Annotated in this window: 14 protein-coding genes; 11 read left to right on the top strand and 3 right to left on the bottom strand. The window is 32.2% G+C overall.

Features of this window, described 5'->3' with window-relative positions:
• Window positions 1–4 precede the first annotated feature (4 nt).
• The 8 genes from cydD to CEP47_RS02610 are packed head-to-tail and all read left to right on the top strand — an operon-like array spanning window position 5 to window position 10,225.
• Complete coding sequence (gene cydD / locus CEP47_RS02575; RefSeq protein WP_261919556.1) at window positions 5–1,777, top strand: heme ABC transporter permease/ATP-binding protein CydD; 1,773 nt, start codon at window positions 5–7, stop codon at window positions 1,775–1,777.
• Between the two features lie 15 nt (window positions 1,778–1,792).
• Window positions 1,793–3,550, top strand: a complete 1,758-nt coding sequence (cydC, locus tag CEP47_RS02580) for a heme ABC transporter ATP-binding protein/permease CydC (RefSeq protein ID WP_261919555.1) — start codon at window positions 1,793–1,795, stop codon at window positions 3,548–3,550.
• A gap of 5 nt (window positions 3,551–3,555) precedes the next feature.
• Complete coding sequence (locus tag CEP47_RS02585) at window positions 3,556–5,100, top strand: MATE family efflux transporter (RefSeq protein WP_261919554.1); 1,545 nt, start codon at window positions 3,556–3,558, stop codon at window positions 5,098–5,100.
• A gap of 19 nt (window positions 5,101–5,119) precedes the next feature.
• Entirely contained in the window at window positions 5,120–5,920 is an 801-nt protein-coding gene (locus CEP47_RS02590; RefSeq protein WP_261919553.1) for a glycosyltransferase family 25 protein, read from the top strand.
• 4 nt (window positions 5,921–5,924) lie between these two features.
• A complete protein-coding gene (locus CEP47_RS02595; RefSeq protein WP_261919552.1) occupies window positions 5,925–6,833 on the top strand; it encodes a glycosyltransferase family 2 protein in 909 nt (302 codons plus the stop codon).
• Window positions 6,830–7,648 (top strand): glycosyltransferase, encoded by an 819-nt coding sequence (locus CEP47_RS02600; RefSeq protein ID WP_261919551.1) that lies wholly within the window; start codon window positions 6,830–6,832, stop codon window positions 7,646–7,648. Before CEP47_RS02595 ends, CEP47_RS02600 begins: the two co-directional genes overlap by 4 nt.
• Window positions 7,649–7,657: 9 nt before the next feature.
• Window positions 7,658–8,947 carry a sugar transferase gene (locus CEP47_RS02605; RefSeq protein ID WP_261919550.1) on the top strand — a complete coding sequence of 430 codons (1,290 nt, stop codon included), beginning with the start codon at window positions 7,658–7,660 and terminating at the stop codon, window positions 8,945–8,947.
• A 27-nt stretch (window positions 8,948–8,974) separates the two neighbouring features.
• Complete coding sequence (locus CEP47_RS02610) at window positions 8,975–10,225, top strand: O-antigen ligase family protein (RefSeq protein ID WP_261919549.1); 1,251 nt, start codon at window positions 8,975–8,977, stop codon at window positions 10,223–10,225.
• A gap of 45 nt (window positions 10,226–10,270) precedes the next feature.
• Here CEP47_RS02610 and CEP47_RS02615 read toward each other — a convergent pair whose 3' ends face one another.
• Window positions 10,271–10,969 (bottom strand): 7-cyano-7-deazaguanine/7-aminomethyl-7-deazaguanine transporter, encoded by a 699-nt coding sequence (locus tag CEP47_RS02615; RefSeq protein ID WP_261919548.1) that lies wholly within the window; start codon window positions 10,967–10,969, stop codon window positions 10,271–10,273.
• Between the two features lie 202 nt (window positions 10,970–11,171).
• On the opposite strand from CEP47_RS02615, the gene CEP47_RS02620 reads away from it, so the two are divergent.
• Window positions 11,172–11,891, top strand: a complete 720-nt coding sequence (locus tag CEP47_RS02620; RefSeq protein WP_261919547.1) for a glycosyltransferase family 2 protein — start codon at window positions 11,172–11,174, stop codon at window positions 11,889–11,891.
• A 25-nt stretch (window positions 11,892–11,916) separates the two neighbouring features.
• Here the strand turns inward: CEP47_RS02620 and yhbY are convergent, their stop codons facing one another.
• Window positions 11,917–12,219 (bottom strand): ribosome assembly RNA-binding protein YhbY, encoded by a 303-nt coding sequence (gene yhbY, locus CEP47_RS02625; RefSeq protein WP_261919546.1) that lies wholly within the window; start codon window positions 12,217–12,219, stop codon window positions 11,917–11,919.
• Window positions 12,220–12,582: 363 nt separating this feature from the next.
• On the opposite strand from yhbY, the gene rlmE reads away from it, so the two are divergent.
• Together rlmE and ftsH are read left to right on the top strand one after the other, a co-directional pair.
• Entirely contained in the window at window positions 12,583–13,212 is a 630-nt protein-coding gene (gene rlmE / locus CEP47_RS02630) for a 23S rRNA (uridine(2552)-2'-O)-methyltransferase RlmE (RefSeq protein WP_261919545.1), read from the top strand.
• Between the two features lie 57 nt (window positions 13,213–13,269).
• On the top strand, window positions 13,270–15,171 hold the full coding sequence (gene ftsH / locus CEP47_RS02635; protein ID WP_261919544.1) for an ATP-dependent zinc metalloprotease FtsH: 1,902 nt from the start codon (window positions 13,270–13,272) through the stop codon (window positions 15,169–15,171).
• 63 nt (window positions 15,172–15,234) lie between these two features.
• Here the strand turns inward: ftsH and parC are convergent, their stop codons facing one another.
• A complete protein-coding gene (gene parC, locus CEP47_RS02640) occupies window positions 15,235–17,484 on the bottom strand; it encodes a DNA topoisomerase IV subunit A (RefSeq protein WP_261919543.1) in 2,250 nt (749 codons plus the stop codon).
• Between the last annotated feature and the right edge of the window lie 28 nt (window positions 17,485–17,512).

Raw genomic sequence — 17,512 nt, forward strand, 5'->3', positions numbered from 1 at the left:
CGTTATGGATAAAGTACGACAAAAGCAACTACAAAAGTGGCTTAAAGCACAACAAAAAAATATCAAACCAATTCTTTATTTAAATGTGATCTTAGCCGCTGTTTCAACAGTAGTCTTAATCAGCCAAACTTGGTTATTAGCAACGGTTTTTCAAAAACTTATCATTGAACAGCAATCTAACCAGAGTTTGCTGAGTTATTTTTTAGTGATGATAGGCTTATTTGCCGTACGTGCAGGGTTGTTATTGTGGCGAGAAAAGTTAGGTTATCGGTGTGGGCAACAACTTCGGCAGCAAATCCGCCAACAAATTTTAACTAAATTAAACCAAGTTGGTCCAGCAAGTGTAGCTTATCGCCCTGTGGGGAGTTGGGCAACAATGGTATTAGAGCAAGTCGAAAATTTACATAACTTTTATGCCCGTTATTTACCACAGCAATATTTATCCGTTATCGCCCCTTTTTTAATCGCTATTGCTGTATTTCCAGTTAATTGGGCTGCTGGAATAATTCTTTTAGGCACCGCACCACTGATTCCAATTTTTATGGCATTAGTTGGAATGAAAGCGGCTGAAGCTAACCAAAAAAATGTTGATGTTTTAGCAAGATTAAGTGGACAATTCTTAGATCGCTTACAAGGTTTACAAAATCTTCGCATTTTTAATCGTACAGCAGAACAAACCGAACAACTTGAAGAACGTACGGAAGATTTTCGTGCAACAACTATGGACGTATTAAAAGTTGCTTTTCTATCATCAGCAGTGCTTGAGTTTTTTACATCAATTTCAATTGCATTAACAGCAGTATATTTTGGTTTTAGCTATTTAGGGCAATTTCATTTTGGCAGTTATAGTACGACAGTAACTTTATTTGCAGGTTTTTTCTGTTTAATTCTTGCCCCCGAATTTTATCAACCATTGAGAGATCTTGGTACTTATTATCACGACAAAGCAGCGGCGGTTGGTGCTGCGGATACTATCGTAACCTTTTTAGAGCAAGACTTTTTTATTCATTCAGCGAAGCAAGCAGATAAAAATTTAGTGCTTGCGAATGATGGTATTAATCTGATTGCAACTGATCTGGTAATTTTATCGCCACAAGGACAAGCATTAAGTAAAAAATTAAATTTTCAATTAAGTGCAGGGCAGAGTGTTGCTCTGGTTGGGCAAAGTGGAGCAGGAAAAACATCATTATTAAATGTTTTGTTGGGTTTTTTACCTTATCAAGGGAGCTTAACTGTCAATGGACAAGAATTAAATCAATTAGATCTAGTGCAATGGCGACAAAGAATTGCGTGGGTAGGACAGAATCCTTTATTACTACAAGGCACAATTAGAGAAAATCTATTATTAGCAAATCCCAACGCAGATGATAGGACAATACAACAAGCCTTAATTGAGGCTTATGCCGATGAATTTACACAAAAATGTGGTTTAGATAAGCCTCTACAAGATGGTGGGATAGGAATCTCAGTTGGACAAGCACAACGTTTAGCAATTGCAAGAGCGTTACTTAAAACATCTACTGATTTCTTACTATTAGATGAACCAACTGCGAGTTTAGATAGTCGTTCGGAACAATTAGTTTTACAAAGTTTACAAAAATTAAGTGAGAGTAAAACAACCTTAATGATTACCCATCGGATTGAAGATCTAAAACAATGTGATCAAATTTGGGTGATGCGACAGGGAGAATTGGTACAGCAAGGTAGCTTCCAACAGTTACAGACAGAGGGTTATTTTGCTGACTTATTAAGTCAACGTATCGCCGATATGGGCTAACGTTGAGGAGAATTTATGCGTGTATTATTTCCATTCTTAGCTCTTTTTAAATATGCACCGGGACGATTACTCGGTGGATTGATTTTAATGATTGTAGGTTTAGCCGCAAGTATTGGTTTATTAACCTTATCTGGTTGGTTCTTAGCGGCAACTGCTATTGCGGGTACAACACTTTTTTTTAATTTTTTCTATCCTTCAGCGGGGGTAAGAGGGTTAGCTATCGGACGAACTGTTACTCGCTATTTTGAAAAAGTTGTAACACACGATGCGACTTTTCAAATTCTGGCTAAGTTGCGTGTGATGATTTTTCAAAAACTCATACCACTTAGTCCTGCAGTTTTACAGCGTTATCGTAATAGTGAACTATTAAATCGTTTAGTTGCTGATGTTGATACCTTAGATTCCCTCTATTTACGCCTTATTGCACCATTTATCAGTGCATTAGCTGTGATTGCTTTTTTAATATTAGGTTTAAGTTTCATTGATCTGACTATTGCTTATATTATTGGTGGTAGCTTAACGTTATTACTCATTATTATTCCCATTCTATTTTTTCAGTTAGGTAATAAATTTGGTGAAGCTTTGACTCAAAGTCGTTCACAATATCGAACACAATTTATTGAATATATTCAAGCACAAGCAGAGTTAATGTTATTTAATGCCGATCAGCGTATTAAACAACGATTAGATCAAACAGAGCGGGCTTGGCAACAATATCAAGCGAAAGAAACATCGTTAAATGGTTTATCCTCCGCTATTTTACTCTTTGCGAATGGTTGTATTGTTCTTTTAACTATTTGGTTAGCGGCTAGTGCAGATCTCGGAAAAGGTGATTTTCATTTAGCATTAATTGCATTATTTGGTTTTAGTGCTTTAGCATCATTTGAAATATTTATACCGATAGGTGCAGCATTTCTACATCTAGGGCAAGTGATTTCAGCTGCAAAACGAGTTGATGATATTATTAATCAACGTCCGTTAGTTGAATTTAAACAAGAACAACATCTCAATTTAGCAATAGACAAAACGCAACCTTTAATTTGTTTTGAGAATGTTTCTTTTTGTTATCCAAGTTATTTTTCAAATAAAAATCAACAGGAAGAATATAGCTTAAAAGCAATTAATTTAGCGATCTACCCTAATCAGAAAATTGCAATTTTGGGAAAGACGGGGAGTGGTAAGTCAAGTTTATTAAAACTCTTAGTAAGAGATTATAATCCAACTCAAGGACAAATATTGTGTGCGGGGCAACCGATTGAAAATTATCAAGAAGCAAGTTTACGTCAGCATATTTGTTTATTAACCCAAAAAATTCATATTTTTAGTGATAGCTTAAAAAATAATTTGTTGTTAGCCAATGATCAAGCTACAGATCAACAACTCATTCAAGTATTAGAGCAAGTTGGGTTGGGGTATTTAATTGAACAAGACGAAAGGCTTGAATTATGGTTAGGTGATGGTGGTCGACCATTATCAGGTGGAGAACAACGCCGTTTAGGTATCGCACAAATCTTACTTAGTCAAGCACCAATATTATTATTAGACGAACCAACCGAAGGATTGGATCGTGAAACCGAGCATCAAATTCTTACTTTATTACAACAACATTGTAAGGATAAAACCATTATTATGGTAACCCACCGTTTAACCTCATTAGAATATTTTGATCAAATTTGTGTTATGGATAATGCTGAATTGATCGAGCAAGGTAGTTATCAGCAATTATTACAACAAAAAGGTCTATTTTTTAATTTATTAAATCGAATTAAATAATTATTATGTCTAAAAAAGAAAGTCGAACATATAAAAGTTTAAAAAATATTCGAGTAGATATTTTCTTTTTTTTAATTGGAATATTGCTTAGTTTTTTTTCCCGTAAAATATTTATTGAATATTTAGGCTCAGAAGTGGTTGGTTTAAATTCAACTATTGCGAGCTTAATTGGTTTTCTAAGTGTTGCGGAGTTAGGAATATCTTGGATAATTTCCTATTCTCTTTATAAACCAATGCGGGATAATGATAGTAAAACAATCAGTGAGATTATTTCAATTCAAGCCTATTTTTACCGAAAAATAGGTTATTTCATATTAGCCTGTTCTATTATTTTAGCCCTATTTTTTCCGATTATTTTTGCTAAAGCAAATGTAGTCAAATATTATCCTTATCTTACCTTAGCTGTAATGTTATTTTCTTCTTTAATTGGCTATTTTTTCAATTATCGAAGTATTTTATTTTTTGTCGATCAGAAAAATTATAAATTAACCTATATTTTTGAAGGTATATTAAGGTTAAAAGTTTTAGCTCAAATTATTTTACTTTTTTATATTCGAAGTAATGCCTACGTATATTGGCTATTAATTGAATTTTTATCTAGTATTATTATGGCAGTTTTATTACATTTTGAGGTAGAAAAAGAATACTCCACTATCAAGATAGATCTCACTACAGCGAAAGGATTAATAACAAAATATAAAGAAATTTTTAATAAAATTAAACAAGTATTTGTACATAAAATTAGCTCAGTTATTGTTACTCATCTATCACCACTGATTGTCTATTCTTTTTTCAATTTAACATTAGTCACTATTTATACTAATTATGTAATTATTACAGGCATACTAAACCGTTTTATGGAAATGGTATCTAATAGTATTTACTCTAGTATTGGAAATTTAACGACAGAAAATGATATAAAGAAAGAAAAAATTATCTTTTATAAATACCTCTCAATCCGTTTTTTTATCTCTTCCATTTTAATTTGGGGTTTTTCTACTTTTGTTAATCCGTTTATTTCTTTATGGTTTGGTAAGCAATATATTTTAAATGATAGTAGTGTTTATCTTTTTAGTGCCGTGCTTTTTGTTTCCTTAACTCGAGGTGTAGTAGATAGTTTTTTATCTATTAAAGGTTTATTCCACGATATATGGGCACCAATTACAGAAGCTAGCATTAATTTGTCTTTATCTTTTCTTCTTGGTTATTTCTTTGGTATCAATGGTATTTTAATCGGAACATTAATCAGTTTTATACTTATCGTTGTATTATGGAAACCATTCTTTTTAGCCACAGAAACGAAAATTATTAAATTATCAGAATACTTTTTTTCTTACTTCTTTTATATTTTGCTTTTAATATCTTCTAGTTATTTATATCAATGCTTTCATTATAGTCAAGTATATATTGAATCAACTTTGTTTAATTTTATTATTGATGTTGCTATTCAAACTATTCAATATATTAGCTTGTTATTTATCTTATATTTATTATTTGATAAGCATTTTAGAATATTATTAAAGCATATATTTGCTTATGTAAGAAGATAATATATTTTTAGGAGTTATTATGTTTTCATTGGTACTTTCCTTAGAGCGTGATTTGTTAAGACGCAAAAAGTTTTTTCAACAAAAGTTTGCGAATACTTTTGAAGTTTTTACAGCAATTGATGCCAAATCTCAATTAGGAAAGGAATATATATTAAAACATTTTGATTTCAACTTAGCTAAGAAATTATATAAAAGAGAGATAACTTTAGGTGAAGCGGCTTGTACTTTATCTCATTTGGCTATGTATCGCTATTTCTTACAGTCATCATTAGAGGAATATTTAATTATTTGTGAAGATGATGCTTTATTTAGTAATGATTTTGCTTTTATTGAGAAGATTATACAGGAACAAAAAGGCTTTGATGTAGTATTATTTGGTGAGTCTAAAGTAAAGAATTTTAATGGAAATTGGAAATATAAATTGATCTATCCGCTACAATTATTCCCACAAAAAATAGGGAAATATAAATTAGGAAAATTATATTATAACTATACAGCTGGTACTGTTGGTTATGTTATTAGTCGAAAATTGATTGAAACATTACTAGGAGTAGATTCAGTTTATTGGCTGGCGGATGATTTTCAAACTATCATTAATAAAGTTAAAACTGAACAAAAGAATTTTTCTGTTGGCTATTTATTTCCCAAGTTAGTGATTGAAAATTTAGATATTATTTCTAACCTTGAAGATGAGCGTGTGATTGAACAGAAAAGAAATGAAAGTATTATAAACATTAATATATTACATAAATTAATAACTTTATTTAAAGCAGTTGTATATTATTTTCCTAAAAAATATATTGCCTATATAAGAAGGTAAGAAGATGAGAAAAATTAGTATAGTCATTCCAGTATATCAAGCAGAAAAATTTATCATAGAGGCGATTGAAAGTTGTATTAATCAAACTTATCAGAATATAGAGGTAGTAATTGTTGATGATGGCTGTACAGATAATTCTATTAATTTAATTTTGCCTTATTTGTCAGATACTAGATTAAAACTAATTCAACACCCGTGTAATTTAGGTACTTTTGCAGCGAGAAAAACGGGTGTACTTAATTGTAGTGGTGATAATGTTTTATTTTTAGACCCCGATGATAAATTAGAATTACACGCTTGTGAGGAATTAGCTAAATATTCAGATAAAGATTTAGTTATATTTCAAATTTTTTGGCAAAAAGATAATACTTGTATACCAAAAAAACTTAGTAATAGAAATGTATCTAATATAGCTAATTTTATTATAGATAATAAATATTATATAAATTATTCATCTGCTGGAAAACTTTATAACATAGATGTTTTAAAACAAGCATTAAACTCTCTAGATTTTGTTCAAGAAAAATTTATTTTAGCTGAAGATGCAGTATTATTTTTGGCTACTTTACCATATATTAAGCAGGTTTATTTTTTAAAAGAAGTATTATATTTTTATCGTTATAATGTTAATTCTATAACAGCAATAGGGGCTACTAATCATATTTTAAATCAATATGATTTTGCTTTAATATATATTACACAAGTAAATAAAAATAATATTAAAATTAATCCCTCTCTATCTAAGGTAGGAGAGTTATTCTATCTTTATATTAAACGAGATAGTTATTATAAAAAATTTAGTAATAAAAGTTTTAGATTATTTCTAAATTTAATTTGTTTATATATTAGAACTTATGGATTAAGTAGGTTTATAAAGGTGGCAATGAAAAAATTATTTAGGAAATTTAAATGAGAAAATTTTCTGTATTAATGTGTGTATATTATAAAGAAAAGCCTGAATATTTATCTCAGGCGTTAGAAAGTATTTGGGATATACAAATATTAAAGCCAACAGAAATTGTTTTGGTTGAAGATGGCATTTTAACAACAGATTTATATTTAGTAATTAAAGAATGGAAAGAAAAATTACAAGATAAACTTATTATTGTTTCATTAGAAAAAAATGTTGGATTAGGGAAAGCAAAAAATATAGGTTTAAAATATTGTCAGTATGATTATGTTGCAATGATGGATAGTGATGATATTTCATTACCTGAACGTTTTCTAAAACAAATGGAATATATAGAAAATAATCAAAATATAGCTATTTTAGGTGGGCAAATAATAGAATTTGAAGAAAATAAGCAAAATAAAAAAATAGTGCCTATAAATTATCAAGAAATTTATACCAAATGTGTGATTAGAAATCCATTTAATCATATGACTGTGGTAATTCATAAAGATACAATAATAAATTGTGGTGGTTACCAACATCATTTATATATGGAAGATTATAATCTTTGGTTAAGAGTGATTGCAGCTGGTTATAAATGCGTTAATTTATCTGAGGTATTAGTTAATGTGAGAGCAGGTAATGCAATGTTATCTAGACGTAGAGGGTTAGAGTATATAAAGAGTGAATTTCAATTAGCAAAATTGAAATATTCTTTAAAGTTACAATCATTATATTTAACCAGTTTTTATTTCTTATTAAGAATGATACCTAGATTATTACCTATTTGGTGTTTAGGAAAAATATATAAATTTATACGTCATAAATTAAGGTAAAAATTTAAAATGAATTCTACTCAATTTATTATTAATAAACGTCATTATAGATGGTATGAGCAATTATGTATAAGTTGGATTATACAAGTTATTTTAGCGATAGGAATAATAGATATTATTCCTGCTATTATTTTATGGGGAAAAGAGAGTATTCTTCAGCCAAATGAACCACAATTAAATAGTATCATCATTGTAGGTATAATTTTACTTTCTATTATTTTAACCTTACGTGTACTTACTCGCTATCCTGGGAATAAATCTGCTAGTTTTATTTTATCTTCTATTGGTGGTTTATATTCAGTTGGTTTATTTATTTTGTGGGGATTAAGAATACAATACTCTGTATATTTGATTTCTTTTTCATTTGTTCTAACTTTATTATTTTGTTTTCTAGGTTATTTTCTATTGAAACGTTTAATTATTCCTAAAATTGCTTATATCCCTTTGGGAGATATAGAGGAATTAATTAAGATTAAAAATATCATTTGGGTTAGATTAGATGATCAATTCACTAATCATTCAATTAATATTGATGCTGTGGCTGTTGATCTGTATTCACCTAATTTAACCGTAGAGTGGCAGAAATTTTTAGCTTTTTGTACTTTAAATTCTATTCCTGTTTATAACTCAGCACAATTAAGGGAGTCTTTAACAGGAAGAGTAAGAATTCGGCATATTTATGAAAATAATTTAGGGCAATTATTACCTTCACCATTTTATTTTTTTATCAAACGGTTGATTGATATAATTTTAGTATTAATAAGCTTACCTTTTGTTATTCCAGTGATGGTTTTAACTGCTATTTTAATTAAATTAGAAAGTAAGGGAGATATTTTATTTACTCAAAAAAGAGTTGGTCAGAAAGGGAAAGAATTTACTATTTTTAAATTTAGAAGTATGTGTATGGATTCAGAAAAATTAGGTGCTAAATTAGCTGATGTTAATGATGTTCGAATTACTCGGATTGGTAGATTTATTCGTAAGACTCGAATAGATGAATTACCCCAATTTTTTAATGTTTTAAAAGGGGATATGAGTTTAATTGGACCTCGTCCTGAACAATTAGTATTTGTTCAGCAATTTGAAAAAGAGATTCCTTTTTATAGTTATCGCCATATTGTTAAACCGGGTATTTCTGGTTGGGCACAAGTAATGCAGGGATATGCAGGTAATACAGAAGATACAAAATTAAAAATAGAATATGATTTATATTATATTAAAAACTTTTCTTTATGGTTGGATATTTTAATTGTCTTTAAAACAATTAAAACTATGTTGACTGGATTTGGTTCTAGATAATTTAATACTTAAGGGAGTAAGTAGCGAATGATAAGGTTTTTGCGATTAGACTATGTTGTTAATTTTTTAATTACTTTTTATTTTATTTCTCTTTTAACTTTGGATAAGGGGTATAACTATGCGCCTGTTGGCTTGTTAATTTTAGCGGTTGGTTTTCTTATCTATGCCAAGCTAACGCAACTACCATTATTAAAATTAGATCGCAGAATAAAAATAATCTTTTTTTCTTTTTTAGCTTATTTTTTAGTTCATCTAATCTCAGTTTTAATTCATTCAGATAGCACTAAATATTTAGATGGTCCTAGTCGTGGGTTATTATTCTTTTTATTATTTTATTTATTTAATTATACTGGGATTTCTTTACGTAATCTTTTACACGCAATTCCTATTGGTGCTTTTTTAACTGGATTAGTTGCTTGTTATCAGCACTATGCTTTAGGAATGGAAAGAGCTTTTTCTGCAGGACAGATGCCAATTCAATCCGGTGATATTGCAATGTCATTGGGCGTTTTTTCCTTTGCAATTTCTATTTATCTTTTAGCTAAGAATAATTTAAAAATTTCTGGTTTATATTTTATTTTTTCATTATTTGGTATGTTAGCAAGTTTCCTTTCTGGTTCAAGAGGAGGTTGGCTTGCGTTTATTTTCCTAATTATTTGGGTATTATATTTAAACCGTCATTATTTGAATTTAAAGGTGATTGGTTTATTTATCGGAGTAATGATCGTTGGTTTAGGTTTATTGTTAGTTTCTTCATCATCAAATGTATTAAATAAACTTGATGAAGCGAGAAGTGAAGTCTCAGGGTATTACACTAAAAAAGAGAGTGAAACCTCGGTTGGGGCGAGATTAGAGTTGTGGAAAGCAGCATATTTAGAAATAAAACAGAAACCACTATTAGGTTGGGGAGTAGTAGGCGGACAACAAGAGCGTAAAGTGCTAGCTGAACAAGGTAAAATTAGTCAATTTGTCAGTGGCTTTGGGCATGTGCATAATCAAATATTAAATAATTTAGTTGAACAGGGTCTTTTAGGACTATTGGGATTATTAGGTGTTTTTTTAATACCTTGTTGGGCATTTGCAACAGCCTTAAAAACAACGAATTTGGAAATTCGTTTGTTGGCAAGTTTAGGCATTATTCATATTTTATCCGTTATTTCTTATGGTGCAACACAAGTATTTTTTGGGCATAATTCAGGAAATATGTTCTATTTCTTTGTATTAGTATTATTTTATGCGTTATTAGAACAATTAAAACAGGAAGATATTAGAAATTAGGATTATAAAATAAAAAACCTAGTTAGATAACTAGGTTTTTTATTATTAAGATAAAACTTCTTGTCGTTGTAATGGTGTAAGGGAATTTAATTTTTTGATAATATAATTTAACACAACTCCATAAGCAGGAACAAAAAATAATAATCCAACACAGAGCTTAAATAGGTAATCAACAAAACCGATTTCTATCCAGTTTTCTGCCATAAAAGGATCACTAGAACGATAAAATGCAATGGCAAAGAAAGCAAATGTATCACAAAGGCTACCAAAAACCATTGAACTTGCAGGGGCAATCCACCATCGTTTTAATTGGCGGAGACGGTTAAATACCAGTACATCTAAGAGTTGTCCAAAAACGTAGGCGGTAAAACTTGCAAATGCAATGCGAAAAACAAAAAGATTAAAATCCAATAAAGCATTAAAACCTTGGAATTGTGCATCAGAAAAGAGTATTGAAATAATATAACTGATAATTAAGGCTGGGATCATAACGATAAATATAATCCAGCGTGCTTCTTTAGCACCGAATACTCGAACAGTAAGATCGGTCGCTAAAAAAATAAATGGAAAAGTGAATGTTCCCCAAGTAGTATGAAAACTAAATTGAGTGAGGGGTATTCTTACTTCAAATGCAATTTGTACTAGATAATTACTTAATGTAATAATTAGGATATGAAAAATACTTAATATAATTAAAGCACGTAGTTTTTCTTGTTGATTAAATAGTGAATTGGCAGAGATCATTGGTTTTTCCTTTTTTCTGTTAAATTGAGTTGGGGTTAGGGAACCCAACGTTAAAAATTAGGTTGGCAATAATACGCTTTTATTTAAAAATTGCAACTAAGTATAAATTTATATATTGGATATTTAATTTTACAAAGTTTATATAATTTATTATTTATAATTGGTAATATTTTATTTTTATTTATTATGTATAGGAAAAATAATGTCCGTTACTGTTATTATTCCAACTACTGGTGCAGTAGAATTAGAACAAGCTGTTAGCTCAGTATTAACACAAACATATCCTACACATTGTTATTTAGTTTGTGATGGAGCTGAATATGTATCCCAAAAAGGGATAGAAAAGGTGCTAGAGAAATATGTTAACAATAAATATTTTCACTTTTGTTGTTTGCCTATTAATGTTGGTGCTAATGGTTTTTATGGGCATCGAATTTATGCCGCATTTAGTCATTTAATTCAAACCAAATATTTAGCTTATCTCGATCAGGATAATTGGTTTGAGCCTAATCATATCCAAGATTGTATTAATAGTTTAGAACATCATAATGCGGATTGGGGATATGCTTTACGCAATATTGTTTTATCTGATGGGAGATTTGTTTGCCGTGATGATTGTCAATCATTAGGTGCTTGGCAGAATTTTTACGGTGAAAATATGGTAGATACCAATGCTTATTTTCTTAAAACAGAAATAGCTATTCGGATTGCATCAAATTGGCATGGCGGTTGGGGACAAGATCGTCATTTTTTCAATATATTATCTCAATATTTTCCTAATTATATTTGTACGCATAAATATAGTGTTAATTATCGTTTAAGTGGTAGAGTGAATACGCCAGAGCCAGCGTTCTTTTTAAATGGAAATCAATTGATGCGAGATAAATATAGCGGTAAGTTGCCTTGGTTATTGTCTAAGTAAAAGGGCTGAATAACAGCCCTAAAATTTATTTGCGTGGTAATTGAATTTTTTGTTGTTCGCTTGGACGATATAAAGCCAGAATATGTCCGATGGTTTGAACAGCCACTGCATCAGTTTCCCGCACAATGGCATTGATAATTAACTGTTTTGTTTCTCTTTCTGTACCTGCAATTTTTACTTTGATTAACTCGTGGTGATTTAAAGCGTTATCAATTTCGGCTAAGACACCTTCGGTTAAGCCATTGCCGCCGAGCATGACAACAGGACTTAAATGATGAGCAAGTCCTTTTAGATATTGTTTTTGTTTGGTTGATAATGTTATTGGCATTGTTATATCCTAATTTTATTATTCAAAAGATTATTAATTTTACCGTTTAATCCTCTGAATAGAAAGCAAATAATCTATCGTATAGATCCCCTGTTGTTGTATAATTTCTTTTTTGATAAAAATTCAAGATAAAAAAATAGTAGTATTATCGGTTTTACCTATCATTTTACTTAGTGATTTAGATAATAAGGCTAACTTTTTGATATACAATAGAAATTAGATGAAATAATAAGAAAGTGGTAATAAGGTTTGAATTTACAACAGTTTATACTTGAAAATTGATTTATAATCACCATATTTAATCGCAATTCGCTTAAAAAACATCTTTTACCACTAAAAAATAGATAAGTAATAGGATTCCTAATGGGTAAAAAGAAACGTTCAGCCAGTTCAACTCGTTGGTTAAATGAACATTTTAAAGATAAATTTGTGCAACAAGCACATAAACAAAAATTGCGTTCTCGAGCATATTTTAAATTAGATGAAATTCAACATTCCGATAAATTGTTTAAACCCGGTATGACCATTGTTGATTTAGGGGCAGCACCGGGTGGTTGGTCACAATATGTAGTCAGTCAAATTGGTGATAAAGGACGGGTAATCGCTTGTGATATTTTAGAGATGGATCCCATTGTTGGTGTTGACTTTCTACAAGGAGACTTTCGTGACGAAAAAGTGCTCAATGCTTTATTAGAGCGGGTTGGTGAAGGGAAAGTAGATGTTGTTATGTCTGATATGGCACCTAATTTTAGTGGTATGCCATCGGTTGATATCCCAAGAGCAATGTATTTGGTTGAGCTAGCATTAGATATGTGTAAACAAGTGTTAGCAACGAAAGGAAGTTTTGTGGTAAAAGTATTTCAAGGAGAAGGATTTGATGAGTATTTAAAAGAAGTACGCTCTCTCTTTACAAAGGTGAAAGTACGCAAACCTGAAGCTTCAAGAGATCGTTCAAGAGAAGTTTATATTGTCGCAACAGGTTATAAATTGTAGCCTGATGCTTATTTATCAATAACAACAAAACGGGGTTTAGCCTTGAAAAACAATAATATGTTAAAAAATATAATGCTTTGGAGTGTAATTGCCGTTATTTTGATGACAATTTTTCAAAGCTTTGGTAGTGGTACACAAAATACGGTAGATTATTCCACCTTTATCAATGATATTGGTGCTAATCAAGTAAAAGATGTACGTTTTGATGGCACTGAAATTAATGTAACAAAAACGAATGGTAATAAGTATGTTACTGTAATGCCAATTCGTGATGATCAAGTGTTAAATGATCTATTGAAGAAAAATGTCAATGTTTCAGGCACATTACCAGAAAAACGTAGTTTATTGGCACAAATTGTAATTTCTTGGTTCCCAATGTTGCTTTTTATTGGTATTTGGCTATTTGTGATGCGTCAAATGCAAGGCGGTGGCGGCGGTGCGATGAAGTTTGGTAAAAGTCGTGCCAGAATGATGACCCAAGATCAGATTAAAACAACTTTTGCTGATGTTGCAGGGTGTGATGAAGCAAAAGAAGAAGTAGGTGAAATTGTTGATTTTCTACGTGATCCTGCAAAATTCCAAAAATTAGGCGGAAAAATTCCAAAAGGAATTTTAATGGTTGGTCCACCGGGAACAGGGAAAACATTATTAGCAAAAGCAATTGCTGGTGAAGCAAAAGTCCCATTTTTTACAATCTCAGGTTCAGATTTTGTGGAAATGTTTGTTGGGGTTGGTGCTTCTCGAGTACGAGATATGTTTGAACAAGCAAAGAAAAATGCACCTTGTTTAATCTTTATCGATGAAATTGATGCTGTTGGTCGTCAACGTGGTGCAGGTTTAGGTGGTGGGCATGATGAGCGTGAACAGACCTTAAACCAAATGTTAGTAGAAATGGATGGATTTGAAGGAAAAGAAGGGGTGATTGTTATCGCTGCAACTAACCGCCCAGATGTTCTTGATCCAGCACTAACACGTCCGGGACGTTTTGACCGTCAAGTTGTGGTTGGGTTACCAGATGTTCGTGGTCGTGAGCAGATCTTAAAGGTACATATGCGTAAAATCCCTGTTGGTAATGATGTTGATGCAATGACATTAGCACGAGGAACACCGGGGTATTCAGGTGCAGACTTAGCTAACTTAGTCAATGAAGCGGCACTCTTTACCGCACGTTCAAATAAACGCTTGGTAACAATGGTTGAATTTGAGAAGGCGAAAGATAAGATCAATATGGGACCTGAACGCCGTACAATGATGATGACTGATAAGCAGAAAGAAGCGACTGCTTATCATGAAGCAGGGCATGCGATTGTCGGTTATTTAGTGCCAGAACACGATCCTGTTCATAAAGTTACTATTATCCCACGTGGACGAGCACTGGGTGTAACTTTCTTCTTACCTGAAGGGGATCAAGTCAGCATTAGTCAAAAGCAGTTAGAAAGTAAGTTATCAACCCTTTATGCAGGACGAATTGCAGAAGATCTTATTTATGGCAAAGAAAATATTTCGACTGGTGCATCTAATGATATTCAAGTTGCAACTAATATTGCGCGTAAAATGGTTACCGAATGGGGTTTTTCAGATAAGTTAGGACCAGTGTTGTATGCTGAAAATGAAGGCGAAGTATTCTTAGGGCGTTCAATGGCGAAAGCTAAGCATATGTCTGATGAAACCGCACATTTAATTGATGAAGAAGTGAGAACGGTAGTTAGTCGTAACTATGAACGTGCAAGAAAATTATTGCAAGATAATATGGATATTCTTCATGCAATGAAAGATGCGTTAGTTAAATATGAAACGATTGATGAACTCCAAATTAAGCAATTAATGGAACGTCAAGAAGTTACACCACCTGCAGGTTGGGCTGAAAAATCGAATGTGACTGCTTCTACAGATACAACGGACACTGCAGCTGAAACAACCACTGTAAAAACAGATGAGCCAGAACAAAATGAAAAATAAGTGATAATTTTTATCACAGTATAGAGAGAAAGTGCGGTATTTCCGCACTTTTTTATTAAGAGCTTACTCTTGATTGATCACTTCAATTTCAACTGAGGAATTTAATCCACGAGGCAGAGTTGAACCCTTACGCCCTCTTTCCGCTCGGAATTTGGTTAAATCTTCAGGTGTAAGTGTGATTTTACGTTTACCTGCATGGAAGATAAGTGTTGATTGTTCATTTATGAGGAGTAAACGAGATAAGCGTTCTTCCCCTGTTTTTGCTTTCTCAGCAGGAATCGTAACAATTTTATTTCCTTTCCCTTTTTGTAGTGCAGGTAAATCTTGTACTGGGAAGATTAGCATACGGTTGGCAGACGTGAGGGCAACCAATAAGCTTTTATCTTGTTCGACTGGTAAAGGGGGTAAAATTTGTGCATTTTCTGGTAAGTTTATTAATGCCTTACCTACTTTATTACGTGAAATAAGATCTTCATATTTACAAATAAAACCATAACCACAATCTGATGCTATTAAGAGTGGTTGATCGTTATTTTCCATTAAGAGATGTTTGACACTAGCCCCCGCCGTAATATTAAGTTTTCCTGTCAAAGGTTCTCCTTGTGAACGGGCAGAAGGGAGAGTGAGAGGATCTAAGGTGTAACTGCGTCCATTACTATCAAGAAAGCATACAGGTTGGTTACTTTTACCACAAGCGTGAGCGAGATAGGCATCTCCAGCTTTGTAATTCAAATTTTTCGGATCGATTTCATGCCCTTTTGCACAACGTACCCACCCCATTTCAGATAGAATTACCGTCACAGGTTCAGCAGGAACAAGATCGCTTTCATTGATTGCTTTAGCTTCACTGCGTTCAACAAGAGGAGAACGTCGTGGACTCGCATAAAGTTTCGCATCTTGTTGGATTTCTTTTTTTAGTAATTTATTTAGTTTTACCTCTGAATTTAGGAGTTGTTGTAATTCTCGCTGTTCTTCTGTAAGTGTTTGTTGTTCTGCTTGTAATTCGTGTTCTTCAAGTTTTGCTAAATGCCGTAACCGTAGGTTTAAAATCGCTTCGGCTTGTTCTTCACTTAGTTGAAAACGTTGTATTAACTCATTTTTAGGATCATCGTGGTTACGGATAATCTCAATTACTTCATCAATATTCAGATAAGCAATTAATAAGCCAGCTAAAATATGTAAGCGAGCAGAGACTTTATCCAAACGATATTGTAAACGGCGAGTAACGGTGGTACGGCGGAAAGTGAGCCATTCCGTGAGAATAGTTAGCAGATTTTTGACCGCAGGTTTATGATCAAGACCAATCATATTCATATTTACCCGATAACTTTTTTCAAGATCGGTGGTCGCAAATAGGTGTGCCATTAATGCATCGGTATCAACTCGATTAGAGCGAGGAACAATCACAATCCGTGTTGGATTTTCGTGATCCCCTTCATCACGTAAATCTTCTACCATTGGAAGTTTTTTATTACGCATTTGGGTGGCAATTTGATCTAATATTTTGGCACCAGAAGTTTGATGCGGTAAGGCATCAATAATAATTTCACCATCTTCTTTTTTCCAAGTTGCTCGCATTTTGATTGAGCCACGCCCTTGTTGGTAAATTTTTCGAATATCCGCTTTTGATGAAATAATTTCAGCATCAGTTGGAAAGTCAGGACCTTGTATCACCTCTAACAGTTGATCTAATGTAGCGTCAGGCTTATCCAGTAATAGTATCGCAGCGTTAGCAATTTCATTTAAGTTATGGGGTGGTATATCTGTTGCCATACCTACTGCAATCCCAGTCGTACCATTTAATAAAATATGTGGTAAGCGAGCAGGGAGGTATTGTGGTTCTTCTAATGAACCATCAAAGTTTGGTTGATAATCTACCGTTCCTTGCCCCAATTCAGCTAAAAGAATTTCTGCAATTTTGGCTAAACGTGATTCTGTATAACGCATCGCAGCAAAAGACTTAGGATCGTCTGCTGCTCCCCAGTTTCCTTGTCCATCAATTAATGGATAGCGATAAGAAAAAGATTGTGCCATTAAAACCATTGCTTCATAGCAAGCACTATCTCCATGGGGGTGAAATTTACCGAGAACGTCCCCAACAGTGCGAGCAGATTTTTTATATTTGGCATTCGCATTCAAGCCTAATTCTGACATCGCATAAATAATACGTCTTTGAACGGGTTTTAAGCCATCACCAATAAAAGGCAAGGCTCGATCCATAATTACATACATTGAATAATTTAGATACGCACTTTCGGTAAAAGTGTGAATCGGCATCTGTTCTACACCTTCGTAATTAATTTGATTATCCATTTTATTATCCATTTATTTATATAGCAGG

Source organism: Mergibacter septicus, from assembly GCF_003265225.1.
Classification (GTDB): Bacteria; Pseudomonadota; Gammaproteobacteria; order Enterobacterales; family Pasteurellaceae; genus Mergibacter; species Mergibacter septicus.